Source organism: Thermotoga sp. Mc24, from assembly GCF_000784835.1.
GTDB lineage: Bacteria > Thermotogota > Thermotogae > Thermotogales > Thermotogaceae > Thermotoga.
The window spans coordinates 239,285-252,624 of the sequence record NZ_JSFH01000009.1 but is presented as its reverse complement, the minus strand read 5'-3'; the positions used below and the strand labels follow the sequence as shown (position 1 = coordinate 252,624).

10 protein-coding genes are annotated in these 13,340 nt (G+C 47.1%); all 10 read right to left on the bottom strand.

From position 1 onward, the window contains the following. Positions 1–3 precede the first annotated feature (3 nt). Positions 4–984, bottom strand: coding sequence for a glycoside hydrolase family 130 protein (locus MC24_RS05460; protein WP_004080062.1), 981 nt, complete (start codon positions 982–984; stop codon positions 4–6). Positions 985–1,036: 52 nt separating this feature from the next. Then, positions 1,037–2,719 carry an ABC transporter substrate-binding protein gene (locus MC24_RS05455; protein ID WP_038053263.1) on the bottom strand — a complete coding sequence of 561 codons (1,683 nt, stop codon included), beginning with the start codon at positions 2,717–2,719 and terminating at the stop codon, positions 1,037–1,039. Positions 2,720–2,721: 2 nt separating this feature from the next. Further along, a complete protein-coding gene (locus tag MC24_RS05450; RefSeq protein ID WP_038053260.1) occupies positions 2,722–4,731 on the bottom strand; it encodes a glycoside hydrolase 5 family protein in 2,010 nt (669 codons plus the stop codon). Positions 4,732–4,889: 158 nt separating this feature from the next. After that, entirely contained in the window at positions 4,890–5,690 is an 801-nt protein-coding gene (locus tag MC24_RS05445) for a MurR/RpiR family transcriptional regulator (RefSeq protein WP_004080056.1), read from the bottom strand. Beyond that, complete coding sequence (locus MC24_RS05440) at positions 5,674–6,816, bottom strand: glycosyltransferase (protein ID WP_012311203.1); 1,143 nt, start codon at positions 6,814–6,816, stop codon at positions 5,674–5,676. Before MC24_RS05440 ends, MC24_RS05445 begins: the two co-directional genes overlap by 17 nt. After that, on the bottom strand, positions 6,813–8,096 hold the full coding sequence (mggS, locus tag MC24_RS05435; protein WP_038053258.1) for a mannosylglucosylglycerate synthase: 1,284 nt from the start codon (positions 8,094–8,096) through the stop codon (positions 6,813–6,815). The genes MC24_RS05440 and mggS overlap by 4 nt, the downstream gene beginning before the upstream one ends. Beyond that, positions 8,093–10,591 carry an alpha-mannosidase gene (locus tag MC24_RS05430; RefSeq protein ID WP_004080050.1) on the bottom strand — a complete coding sequence of 833 codons (2,499 nt, stop codon included), beginning with the start codon at positions 10,589–10,591 and terminating at the stop codon, positions 8,093–8,095. Before MC24_RS05430 ends, mggS begins: the two co-directional genes overlap by 4 nt. Further along, positions 10,588–11,655 carry an ABC transporter ATP-binding protein gene (locus MC24_RS05425; protein ID WP_038053254.1) on the bottom strand — a complete coding sequence of 356 codons (1,068 nt, stop codon included), beginning with the start codon at positions 11,653–11,655 and terminating at the stop codon, positions 10,588–10,590. The genes MC24_RS05430 and MC24_RS05425 overlap by 4 nt, the downstream gene beginning before the upstream one ends. 13 nt (positions 11,656–11,668) lie before the next feature. After that, on the bottom strand, positions 11,669–12,466 hold the full coding sequence (locus MC24_RS05420) for a carbohydrate ABC transporter permease (protein WP_010865285.1): 798 nt from the start codon (positions 12,464–12,466) through the stop codon (positions 11,669–11,671). Beyond that, positions 12,463–13,308 (bottom strand): carbohydrate ABC transporter permease, encoded by an 846-nt coding sequence (locus tag MC24_RS05415; protein WP_004080044.1) that lies wholly within the window; start codon positions 13,306–13,308, stop codon positions 12,463–12,465. Before MC24_RS05415 ends, MC24_RS05420 begins: the two co-directional genes overlap by 4 nt. Positions 13,309–13,340: the final 32 nt, after the last annotated feature.

The following is a 13,340-nucleotide window of genomic DNA, read 5'->3' as shown; positions in this document are numbered from 1 at the left end:
CCTTCACATAGAATTTCTTTTCACAAAATCCACGATCTCGTCGATGTATCCAAATGCAAGGGCCACGTGGGTGTCTGCCGCACCGTAGTATATTGCAACTCTTCCTGTGTCGGCGTCGCAGAGCGCGGCACACGGAAAGACAACGTTTGGAACGAAGCCCACCGTTTCGTACTCTTCTTCCGGCGTCAGAAGATAGTACCTCGACCTGTAGAGAACCTTGCTGGGATCGTCGAGATCGAGGAGAGCTGCTCCAAAACTGTACACGTAGCCGTTGCAGGTGAGTGTCACACCGTGGTATATGAGCAGCCATCCTTCGCTGGTTTCTATTGGATACGGTCCCGCTCCTATTTTCAGATTCTCCCACCAGTTGTAACTGCTTCTTCCCAAGACGAACCTGTGGTTACCCCAGTGTATCATATCGGGGCTTTCACTGAGAAATATGTCTCCAAACGGGGTGTGACCGTTGTCGCTCGGTCTGTTGAGCATCACATATTTCCCATTTATCTTCCTTGGGAAGAGAACTCCGTTTCTGTTGAATGGAACGTAAGCGTTCGGAAGTCGAACGAATGTTTTGAAATCCTTGGTCATGCCCACTCCAATCGTGGGGCCGTGGTCGTCTGTACAGAAGGTTATGTAGTAAGTATCCTCTATCTTCACTACCCTTGGATCGTAAGCGTAACTCGGCTGGAACGGTTCTCCATTCACATCCACCCACTGTATCTCTTCTGGCTCTATTTCCCAGTTTATTCCGTCTTTACTCCTTCCGAAGTGAAGGAAGGGCCTTGTGTTCTTGTGATCGATCCTGAACACCCCCACAAACTCTCCGTTGTACGGTACAACTGCGGAGTTGAAGACTCTTGCTCCCTTTGGAACCGGGTTTCTTCCAATTATCGGGTTTTTGCTGTATCTCCACACAGGACCAGTGTAGCCTTCCGGCCTTTCTTCCCAGGGAATGTTTGGAATTTTCTCCGTAAACACTTTCATCCATGCTTCCCTCCTTAGATTTAGAGCCCCACCCAAGAGGGTGGGGGAAAATTTATTTTGCCGGTTTGAGATTAAATAGAATTTTCAAGGCACCGGTCTGCCACCAGTTGGCCCAACCACATGGCCAGGCATATGGATTATGTTCGTTAGGCCAATTAGTCCAAACGTTATCTTGTGTTATAAACGCCATCGCTCCATACCAGAGAGGGATGAAAGGTAGATCTTTTAAAAGGATCTCTCCAAGTTTTCCACAGAGTTCGGTGATTTTCTCAACGTTGTCAAGTGGAGTCCTGTTGAGTTCTTCGAGTAAATTTTCGACCTTGGGGTTTTGGTATCTTCCATAATTTCCTGTGTAAGAGAATTCAGATTCTAAAGCATCAGGATAGAAAATTGTGTTGAAATATGTCCAGGGAGTGCTGCTTATACCTGTTCCATTGGCATTCATTTCTATATCGAATTCTCCTTTATACATGTTTTCATAGTATTTGGAAGAATCCGGAAAGTATGGTTCAGCGTTTATTCCAACCACCTTGAGTTGATCTACTATCACCTGAATTGCCTGCATCCAGTCGGTCCATCCATACGGACACTCTATGGTGAACTTAATGGGTTTTCCATCTGGGGTTTCTCTGAAACCATCTCCGTTTACATCCCTGAATCCAAGCTTATCAAGGATACTTTTCGCCTCTTCAGGATCGTATTTGAAACCATACTTTTCTACAACTTCTTTTGGATAATACTTCATCCAAACAGAATTTGGAAGAAAACCGAGTGGATCTGCCTTTAAGACGGCTCCTTCATAGACTCTTTGAACTATTGGATCTACATTTATTGACATAGCAATTGCTCTTCTGAACTCGGGAAGGCTAAGAGGATATTTTCGTGCATTGAGGAAAAGACCAACAACTGTTGATGAGAGGTGATACGGTGGTTCATCGTACCATGTGTTGAGATTATACACTTTTTTCAAAATAGGAACACCTGGGAGCATGAAATTACTGAAGTCCAGTTCTCCTTTCATCAACATACCGAGCGCCACGTTATTACTGAGGACTCTTACTATGACAACGTATTTCGGGGCAGGTTTCACACCCATAACTTTTGTTCCCCACCAGTTCTCAAAACGCTCGAAAACCATTCTATTCTGGTCCCACGAGTGAGCAGCATATGGACCTGATCCCAATGGATACTCATTTGATGATTGAAGTATAGTGGTTTCATCTTTTCCTTCCCAAATATGTTTTGGAACAATTGGAAGTGTATAGAGGAGTTCATTCCATTCATGATATCGAGGATCTTTGAACACAAAAATGACGGTTCTGTTGTCGGGTGTTTCAATATGATCAAGCCATTCCCAAACACTACTGTAATGTATTCCCTTGTACTTCTTAGCTATTTCGAAAGTAAATCGAACGTCTTCTGATGTCAATGGAACATTATCATGCCAGTATATACCCTCTCTCAATACAACCCTGTAAGTCTTACTGTCTAACCATTCACCTTTTTCTGCAAGCCATGGATCAAAATTTCCAGTGAGTGGATCGTAAAAGAACATTGTTTCATAGACAAGTCCAGTTGTTCCTGGTACCGCATTCCACGGAGTGAACGGATTCCAATTAGAAGGAGGAGACCACAGAGAACCTCCATAGTACATAGTTTCGTTTCGTTCTAAAACTTGGGAGAACAGACTTGAGAAAAGAAAAACAACCACGAATACCAGTAAAAATCTTTTCATATTCACATACCTCCTGTTCTTTTATAAAGTCTCACATTATCGATGAAAATCGGTCCATCGTACCTCAGATGATCACCGACAATTCCTATGTGAAGTTCTTTCACCCCCGCTGTTCTGTCGAACTCAATTCTTACATGGAATCTTCTGTACTCTTTTCCGCCGAAAGTGATGATCTCCGCACTTTCCACGTTCGCGTTGTTCATGTCGAGGCCTATCTTCACCCAGCCGGGGTTCAGAACCGCGTACGGCCTCAACCTTCCCTTGAGTCCCTCGACGTTTGGAATGTAGATGTCGTACTCGAGGATCTCACATTCTGAGAGTCTTTCGAACTTCCTTGCTACTCTCACTTCTTCCCAGTCGCTCTTTCCGGGCAGTTTCACGTTCAGCTGCAGTGCTCCATTTCCCACCTCACCGTTCCATTCAATGTCAGGTGACCCGAACTCTGCCTGCCAGGTTCCGCTGTTCCACCAGCTTTTCACCTCCTCTGAAGAGGAAAAATCAACCTCCTCTGCGAGCACGTACCGCGCTTCGTTCACCACTTTCGCTTTGATAGAGTCTTTCACCGTCTTTCCCTGAAAGTGGCCTTCAAGGAACATTTCATGTTCTCCATCCGGGATCCGGGTTGTGTCGAGATCGAAGCCGTAAATTCCGTATCCGAGATGCTCTATCTCATTTTCAAAAACCAGATCTTCGACTTTGACAGACAACTTTTCAAACGTGTTGCTGTAGTCGAAAACACCAACTCTCACTTCCACGGTCTTTTTGATCTCCATGCCGTCTTTTGGAAGGATGAAAGAGCAGGTGTCTTCTCTTATGTCTTCACCTGTGTTGAACAGCTTCGCGTATTCTCTGATCAGTTCCGCTTCTGGACTGTCGTCGTTCACTATTCTGAAACCGTCGTAGTCCGGATAGTACCCCCTTTCATCCTTGTCCCAGCCTTCCCCGATTCCCGCGAGCATCCAAAACATCGCTCCATCTCCACCGAGATCGTAGACCAGATCGTTCCAGAGTCTGTAGATGGCCGTTCTGTTAACTGGCGCACTCTTTGGAATTCCATATTCTTCCAGAACAACGGGTTTTCCGATCTCTTTTGCGATCTTTATGTGGTCTTCTATCCACTTCGCTCCCCACTGGGCATAGTTCTCTGGACTGACACCCCAGTGGGACGGATAGAGGTGGAACGTGCCGAAGTCCACCGTCTCTATCGAAAGGAGCTTCTTCCAGTCAACACCGGACCAGCCGTTGTAGGCCCACTCGGCCTCTCCACCGTAAGGTTTGAAGCCTTCGTAGTTGTTGAAGAATCCCTCGTCTCCCACGGCAACCAGGTGGTTTGGATCCAGACTCTTTATGTAAGCACTCATCTCCTCTACCCATTCAACGAGTGTGTTACCAGACTTGTCCGTTTCACACCTGGGCTCGTTTGCCAGTTCCCATGCCATGATGGTGGGCTCTTCCCTGTAAGGAACACCCGTGTAGGTATTGACATGGTTTACGAGGAAGGAGACGTACTTTTTGTACTCTTCTTTGATCTTCTCATCTCTGTAGAAATCGTCGTGATGGGTTCCTCCAAACCACCTCACGTACTGGTTCATTCCACCGAAGTCGTCCCAGTTGTTCACAAGAACAATGACAAGTTTTATACCGAGTTCTTTCGCTTTCGCAACTGTGTAGTCGAGTCTTTCGAAACCGCTCTGGGCGTTCGATATTCCTTCTGGCACCCCGAAAACACCGGGCTCAGGATGCATGTAGGTGTTCTTGTCTCTGCAGTAACTCTCCCCGTCGAGGAAACCCCAGATTCTGAGGACCTTTATACCCATGTCTCTGGCACTCTCCAGAACACTGTCTATCATTCTGTTGCTCTTGTAGTGCATGTAGTAGTTGTTGCTTCCAATGAATCTGAATTCTTTTCCGTTCAGAGCGAATTTTCCGTTTTCCACTTTCACGAACTCGTCACTTGCAAAGAGAACGAAAGAGAGCTCAACGATCAATAAAATGAACATAAATCTACGCATACCGATACCTCCCGTTAATTAGTAAACTTTACTTATTTATCAGGGTCATCGAGAAAAAATGTACCATTCGGACTTCTGCAAAGTCAAGTCCTATTTTTCGTGATTTTCGAGTTTTATTTGTGAAAGTGAGCAATTATTTCCGATTAGAATCTAAAATCTCAAAATCTCTTCGGTTTGAACACTCCTTCCAGGTTTTCGAAGTGTTTCTTCCTCTCCCGGTATATTCTTTGGAACGTTTCCTTGAAGAGCACATCCACAACGGCGATCTCTCCGATGTTCTCCCTGAGGAATTCGTAGGTGTCGTACTTCACGGGCGGGCTTTGAAGCACCAGATGAACCACCTTGGCGAGTTCTGACTGTCTGTTCGTTGTGATTGCGATCGTCTTCGCTCCCATGTCTTTTGCCACCTGGGTGGATTTCACCGTGTCTCTGATGTTTCCCGTGTGACTGATCGAGATCACCAGGTCTTCACCGGTCAGATTCACGGCCTCTATCACCTGAACGTGCGGGTCGTTGGAAAAGAACGTGTGGAAGCCAAGAAGAGAGAACTTCAGGCTCGCGTACTCAGAAACCACTCCCGAGAGTCCCACACCGAAGAAAAGAATGCGGTGGGCGGAGAGTATCCACTCCACCGCCTTTTCCACGTTCTTCATATCGAGGGTGTCCTTGAGCCTTCTGAGGATGTCTATCTCCTCGTCTATGAAATCTCTTCTTTCTATGGTTTCTTCGAGCCCGCTGAGTTCTCTTGCAAGTGCGATCTTGAAGGCCTGGTAACCTTCGAAATCGAGCTTTTTGATCATCCTGTGAATCGTGGTTTCGCTCACACCCACGATCTTTGCGAACTCTGTGATCGAGTAGTGGATGACATCGTCCGGCCTTTCGAGCACGTAATCCGCGACTTTGCGCTCTGCAGGACTGAACTGTGTGTAGACGTTCAGAATTTTATCTCTTATCTTCAACTTTCCATTCCTCCCTGAGCGAGTGTTTCTTCTCCAGAAACACATCGAGCTGTTCGTACACGTACCTTTCTGCCTCTTCATCCGATAGAGATTTTACCTCTTCCGCAAAGCGTGCGGTTCTCGCGAAGTAGAACGGCAGAAGATTTTCCACCACTTTTTTGTCCCTTGTTTTCCTGTACTGAACAGCGCTCCTGTAGAGGGTGTCGACCCAGGAAGAGAGGCTCAGTGTACCGCTCTCTTTCACTTCCGACAGGATACCGCGATCTATGTATTCCACTTCTTCAAGGGTTTCTCTTGCGAGTTTTTTGAGGTTTCCAATGTCTATACTCATAGAAGGAACTTCCTCTTGAGGAGTTTCACCATAGATGGGAACGTCTTCTATTTTCCATATTTCTTTCCAGACGTTTTCGTAGGTGATCACAAGTTCAAAAAGCGTTCCCACGACCTGAAGGAACATTCCTTTAAGGTGTTTTCCCGGGTCCTTCACGTCGTGCACCTTGGTTCCAAGAGCTGCCTGAACAACCCTTCCAGATTCGTTTATGGCGGTTGTGGTCATCCATATGTCGATCCCGAATCTTGCAACGTCCGTGTTCCAGATCTCTTTTGGCTTTCCCAGGTAAATCTCGAGGAGCTTTCTTCCCACACCGAAATCCCCACCAATGGGCTGGCGCACCTTTTTACCGTAGAGAACAGCCGTCATAGGAAAACACACGTTGTTCGTGATCGTGCCGTCGAACCTGTGCCTCAGGTAGAAGGGAGTGACGTAATCTGCCTCCCCTTTCAAAACAGGTCCTGCGAGTCTTTCCACCCACCAGGGTTTGACGCTTCGAAGATCCGCGTCGAGAAAGACGACCGCCTCCGCATCCTGCTTCAGGGCAAACTCCATGATCGCTCTCATCGCGCTTCCCTTTCCGGGAATACCTTCATAAACGAAGCTCTCTTTGGGAAGACCGAAAGTATCGGTCTCCATGAAGCGCTCTCTTGTCCCATCTGCCGATCCTCCATCGGAGTTCACGATCATACCATCACCATCGAAGAAATCTACAATTCCCTGCGCCGCTGTTCTCGCAACGTGAGAAATCGTTTCGGCGTTGTTGTAACTCGGTATCCCCACAACCACTTTCATGGTAATACCTCCCTGCTCAGTATGTCTTCCAGTCTCTCTAAACTGAAGTGCCTCTTTCCCACTTCGAAGTTGTGTTCGACAGTCTCCCTGTAAAGAGACGGATCGAAGAGGAGACGAGAAATTTCCTCGACGGCCTTTTTCAAAATCCTCTCGTCCACCTTTACAAGGCCGTTCTCTCTGAAGCATCGATCTCCAAGACTGACGTATTTCAGGCCGGCTGGTTTTATATCTGATTTGAAGACTTCGTACTCGAAAAGCACCACGGGCTTTTTGGCTGCGATCGCTTCCAGAAGCTGATTCCCCCATCCCTCGAGTATCGATGGATACGTGACAAAATCAGCGACGTTGTAGAGCTTCCAGAACAAAGAGGTGTTTTTTCTCACTTCCTCGCTCAGGACAAGAAGCGATACTCCTTTTGAAGAAGCGTATTCTTTGAGTTCTTTCAGATACTCTTCGTCTTCGCAGATACCGGAAAAGAGAAGGATCACTTCTCCGCTGTATCTCTCTCCGTTGTAGAGATCAGCTTCTTTTTTCGATGTCAGTGTTTCCTTCAGAAGTGACACCACATCTATCGAAAGTTCGATCGCTTTTCTTCTATCGATTCTGGTTGCCTGGAGGGCCACAATCGTGCCAGGCGCTATCTGAAGTTCTTCTCTCACCCTGTGGTACATCTCTTCAGAAGTGATGGGAGAGCTGAAATCCATGACGTTTGGCACCACGACAGAATCGATGTTTCTGCGTCTTTTAAGCTCCCTTTGAGCGATCGTGTTTATGACAACGTGTTTCACGTTTGGAAGATCTGGAGGGAAGTGTTTATCAAGGATCTCCCTGAATCTTCTGTTTTCCGGAATCAGATGTTTCCTCTCCCACCAAAAATCGTGGTGATGCGCGACGAAGTTCTTTTCCAATCTCGAAAGGGCAAGGCCCAGGGACGGAAAGAGTCCAAGGGACCAGATGTTGTTGGGAACGATGAGATCGTAATCTTTCAAGGCTTCGTTCAGGATGTGGAAGAGCTCTTCCTCTTTTTCTTTCAAGAAATCGAGAAACTCTTTTTCACTGAGGAAATCTTTTATTCCTCCGAAGAAGTTCCTGTTTACCCTTTCAAAATCTGGATTTTCAAAACCGATCTCCTTTAGAGTGAGATCGACTCCCTCTTTCTTGTTTCCGGCAACGATGTGGACTTCGTGGCCCATCTTTGTGAGAACCTTCTTCCACTTTTCCATCTCGAGTGAGACACCATCCATGAGACCTCCCCGGTAGTGAATGAGCGCTATTTTCATTCTCTCTCCTCGCTTTCAAAGAGTTCCACCACGTAGTCGTAGGTTCTTCTCTTCATTCGAAGCTCGTTCAGCTCTCTCGCTGTTTTCTCGACATCTATCAGATACTGAAGGGAAAGTTCTATTTCCTTTTTCGTTCTCAGAAGAGAGAAGAGCCGATGCTTCGATCGAGGATCGTCCTTTCCCTCAAGATTGGTAATTTCATCTTCGAGGCTGGAGAGCGTTTCTTTCAAAAATTCGATCACTTCACCTTCCGGGTTCTTTTCCACGGAAACAACGGGAAACTCCGGGAAATTCAAAATGTTCAGTCTCGAAACAAAGCATTGTTTCTCTGAGAGAGACTCTATCGATTTCTCACCTATCTGAAGCGGTCTCAGACCTTCTATTTCTTCGAGGTACGGATTGTACACCCAGAGGTGATACCGATCCTTCACACCGGCCCAGGGGAGAGAAGAGAAGAAGAAAGTTTTCTCCTTTTCGGTGCCGTCAGCTTCAACATCTAAAAGAAGAGGAGGATTATCGAAGAGAAGGTACCATCTGAAGAACTCTTCGCTACGTGGATGAACCGGCAGTTCCATGAACGCAAGATCCACTGTGAAAACTCCTTCACACTTTGCCCCCGGAACATACATCATGGGTCCCGCGTCACCAACTCTGTTTTTAACCTCTTTTGCTATCCACTCAACGGACCTGCTCAAAGTGACGTGTACTTTTCCTTCTTCCATCCAGTACTCTCTAAGACCTCTTGCGAGAATAGTCTTTGAACTTTCTTCACTCCAGACGGACACAAACCCCTGAAACGGAAATTCCCTCACTTCACCTGTTTCTCTTGCTGCAAGCAAAATCCCCTTCAGTTCCTCAGGAGGTGTTTCAGGAAGAAGGTAGGAGTCTTTTTCTTTCCTTTTCACCACGTCAAAAGGCATCTTCGCGAAGATTTCGCCACTTCCCGTTTCATAAACCATTGAAAGCTTGTAGTTTTTCCCCTTTATCTTCAACGCGATACGCCACTTCACGAGCGGGGTTTCATCGAAGATCACGCGTTCTTTCGTCTCGATCAGGCATTGCGAGGAACGTATCGTTCTTTCCAGTTCCACCACCATCGAGTGTTTCGTCTGCAAAACTGTTCTCATCTTCTCCAGAGAAATCGAAAAATCAGTTTCTTCAACAGAGGTGGTGTAAGCGTCACCATCTTCTTTGAACAGTTTCAAAACACCCGCTTTCCTGTTATTCAGAACAAGTGTGCCGTCTCCTTCAAAATAGGCTCTGTAGTATTCGTTTTCCCAGGTGAGTTCCTTCACTTCTTTCTTCTCGTCGGCAACTTCTGTTTTGAACAGCCCTGCACCGTTTGTTTTCAACAGGAATGTCCTCTCGCCATCGCAGAAGTGATGGTTGTAGGAAAAGGGCGATAGAGAGAGTGCGTAGGTTCCCTTCTCAAGACCTAAACGCTCTACAAGGTGCCTCAGCCTGGATTCAACAGAAGATTTCACAAGGAAATACACGTTTCTGTACGTTCTCTCCATTTTTTCGTGGACGGGGTCAGCACAAACACCGCAGCTGTTGTCGTGCGCGAGAGTTTTCAGGTAATCCCTCCAGAAAAGATCACTTAACTCCTCTCCGTTCAAAACAGAGAGAAGATCGTTCATTTTCAAAAGCTTCTCTACAAGATCACTTTCAAGCTTCAGATAAGCTCTTGTGGAGAGTGTCCCTGGAAAGACGCAGGCGTACCTTCCAGAAAGGAGCTCTCCAGAGAGGGTGGGGGCATTTTCAGGGAATCTCTCGGGAAACTCTTCTGGTGAGACAATCTCAACGTTCAGATAATCTTTGGGATCCTCGGGAGAGAGATCTATATCGTATCCGTCGAGAAGAAGAATTTCTCCAGATCTCGAGAATTTTGCGAGTTTTTCCACCTCGTGTTTCAGTCTCTTCTCCGCGATATCCTGCGTTTCCTTCAAATTGTAGAGGTTCCTGTATCCTCCCACGAGGAAAACACCCTGGACAGCCGTTCCATCGCTTCCTTTCCAGAAAAACTCCTGGGAGATCCCGTCGTTTTCGAAGGAAATTCCCCTCCACAGAAAGACCTTTTCTATTCCAAAGATTCTGTGCAGTTGAGGTTCCTGTGATATGTGACCGAAACTGTCGAGAAGCCATCCGGCGTTCATGCGTCGTCCAAAACGATTCGTGTCTTTTTCTCCTATCTCGAAGTTTTTCAAAATGGAAGCTTCACCCGGAATTCTCCAGTCTATCTGGATATAATACGGACCAACAAGGAGTCTTCCAGATCTCACAAGCTCTCTGAGATCTTCTTCGAGGTCCGGATGGTAAACGAGGAGATCTTCAACCGCAGCTGTTTGGCCATCCAGAACGTACACGAATTCTGGATTCTTCTGAACAAGCTCTTTCACTCTGAAAAAAACTTCTTTCAGCCATTTAGAGGTCACTTCAGAAGAGGTGAACCACTCTCTGTCCCAGTGGTTGTGAACAACCACCTTCACTTTCATGAGATTCTCTCTCCCGTCTCAGGGTGAAAGAGATGGATCTTTTCAACGTCCAGGAAAAACGTGATCTTCTCACCGCTTCTGAAATCCACATCCCCTGGAATTTTTGCGACGATCTTCTCACTTCCAACGTTGAGATGGAGAATCGTATCCGACATGAGTTTCTCGGCGAAATAAACCTCTCCTTCCAGCTTCAGAGTGTTCGGTTTTTCCTCCAGATAGATGTTCTCCGGTCGAATGCCAAGAATCACTTTTTTCACACCGGGATCGATCTTCGCAGGAATCTTTATCTCACCGTTTTGGAGAACAACGTTGCTGCCTTCCGACCTCACTTCCATCTCTAAGAAGTTCATCTGCGGTGATCCCACAAAACCAGCGACGAAGATGTTCACCGGATGGTGATAGATCTCAGAGGGCGTTCCAACCTGCTGAAGCTTTCCCTGGTTCATCACCGCGATTCTGTCTCCCATCGTCATGGCCTCTGTCTGGTCATGAGTCACATAGATGGTGGTGACTCCAATTCTTTCCTGAAGCTTTTTCAGCTCGCTTCTCATCTTCACCCTCAAAAGTGCGTCCAGATTGGAAAGAGGCTCGTCCATCAGGAGTACTTCGGGTTCGTGAACGATCGCTCGGGCAACGGCAACCCTCTGTCTCTGACCTCCGGAGAGCTGTGCGGGGTACCTGTCGAGGAGTTCGGAGATGTGAAGGAGATCCGCTGCCCACTTTACCCTCTTTTCTATCTCCTCTTTCGGGACTTTTTTCAGTTTCAGAGGATACGCGATGTTGTCGTACACCTTCATGTGGGGCCACACCGCGTAGCTCTGGAAGACCATCGAAATGTTCCTGTCCTTTGGAGGAAGGTTCGTCACGTCGCGATCGTTGAAAAAGATCTTTCCCCCGGTCACCTGTTCGAGACCCGCTATACACCTCAGAAGGGTCGTCTTTCCACAACCAGATGGACCGAGAAGAACGAGGAACTCCCCTTCGTTCACGACAAGGTCGATTCCATCGAGAGCCCTCACATTCCCGAAATATTTCTTCACTCCGTCTATTTTCACCTGCGCCAAGATCGATCACCTCTCATTTCAGGGTGATACCCCACATGCTTACAAGATATTTCCTTATGAAGAATATGAAGACCATCGCAGGAACGGCCATGATCGTTCCCGCAGCGAACTTGAAGTAGTCCGGTGATGCCATGGCGGTGTTCAGAATGTGTGCTGGAAGTGTTCTGTTCGTGAGTGTGAGGATCGAAGAAGCGAAGACTTCGTTCCAGGACATGATGAAGGCGAATATGGCAGATGCGGCGAGGCCAGGAAGAGCAAGAGGCAGCGTGATCCTTATAAACGCCTGGAATCTGCTGAGACCGAAGACCATCCCCGCTTCTTCGTATTCGACAGAGATTCCGGAGAAAACACTGGATGTGATGAGAACGACGAACGGAAGTATCATGGAAGCGTGAGCCAGTGCCACACCAAGCGTGGTATCCGCGAGGTTAAACCTCATGTAAAGAACCACAAGAGGTACCGCCACCACAATCAACGGAATCGATCTTGTCATAAGCATGGAAAGTCTGATGATGTTTTTTCCCGGAAACACGTACCTTGTGAGGGCGTATCCAGCTGGAAGCCCCAGCAGGAAAGAGATTCCTATCGAGATGAGCGCCACCTGCACACTGACCAGAGTGGCTTTCCCACCCCCGAGGGTGACGAACAGCTTGTAGAGATGTTCCAGTGTGAGACTACTCGGAAAGATCCTGCTGGGATTGTAGTAATCCGAGGACGGTGTTAGAGACGCAAGAACAATGAAGAACACCGGCGTCAGAAACCACAGGGAAATGATCACCGAAAGAAAAATTATGAAAAACTTCTTCATCATCGAGCCCCCTCTAAATGTTTTGCACTGAGGAAGGTGATGTAAAACCAGCTAACCACGATGGTGACAAGAGCGATCACGAGAGCGTACGCACTGGCCATCTTTGGGTCGTTCATGAAGGTGTACCAGTAGTAGGTCTCACCAGCGAGAACGGGAATGTCTCTTCCCGCAAGAAGCCACACCACACCGAATATCTGAAACGCGAAGAGAGTCCTCAGAAGGAGCGCCGACATGATCGATGGTTTCAAGAGCGGGAGTATGATCTTTGTGAATTTCTTCCATCTTGAAAAACCGAAGAGATCTGCAGCTTCGAGATACTCTTTGTTTATCGACTGAAGACCCGCCAGGAGGATGATGAAAACAAGGGGAGTAGCCCTCCACACCTCCGTGAGAACGATCACCCAGAATTCCCTCGCTTTGAACATGTATCCAAAGAAATAAATGGGTCTTTCTATCAGATGCAAATTCATGAGAATTTTGTTGAGATAGCCGTTCGGCGAAAATATAGTGTAACTCATGAGTGCTGCTGTCACATCACTCAGAGCCAGTGGGATCGCTATAAAGTAAAGTACCGTCGTGTAACCTTTGAACTTCTGATTGACGAAAAGAGCGAGTCCCAGTGCGAATATGAGCTGAAGGGGAACGATCACTGCTGTGAGAAGAATGGTGTTTTTCATGGCGCCCCAGAAACCACCATTCTCCACAAGGCGCTTGAAATTTCCAAGAAAACCTTCATCGCTTGTAAAAGCGAGTCTGAACGTTTCGAAGAGAGGATATCCCATCAACAAAACGAGATAAAGAACAGCTGGAAGGATCAAAAGAAAAGAAATCCATTTCCCTCTCATGGTGCACCCCCGGAAAAGGGGTGGGGATCCCC

Excerpts from the sequence above, each read along its gene's own strand:
- MC24_RS05430 (WP_004080050.1), bottom strand. The coding sequence starts at position 10,591 with ATGAAAGTGAAGGTGGTTGTTCACAACCACTGGGACAGAGAGTGGTTC.
- MC24_RS05450 (WP_038053260.1), bottom strand. The coding sequence starts at position 4,731 with ATGCGTAGATTTATGTTCATTTTATTGATCGTTGAGCTCTCTTTCGTT.
- MC24_RS05420 (WP_010865285.1), bottom strand. The coding sequence starts at position 12,466 with ATGATGAAGAAGTTTTTCATAATTTTTCTTTCGGTGATCATTTCCCTG.
- MC24_RS05460 (WP_004080062.1), bottom strand. The coding sequence starts at position 984 with ATGAAAGTGTTTACGGAGAAAATTCCAAACATTCCCTGGGAAGAAAGG.
- MC24_RS05455 (WP_038053263.1), bottom strand. The coding sequence starts at position 2,719 with ATGAAAAGATTTTTACTGGTATTCGTGGTTGTTTTTCTTTTCTCAAGT.
- MC24_RS05415 (WP_004080044.1), bottom strand. The coding sequence starts at position 13,308 with ATGAGAGGGAAATGGATTTCTTTTCTTTTGATCCTTCCAGCTGTTCTT.
- MC24_RS05440 (WP_012311203.1), bottom strand. The coding sequence starts at position 6,816 with ATGAAAGTGGTTGTGGGGATACCGAGTTACAACAACGCCGAAACGATT.
- mggS (WP_038053258.1), bottom strand. The coding sequence starts at position 8,096 with ATGAAAATAGCGCTCATTCACTACCGGGGAGGTCTCATGGATGGTGTC.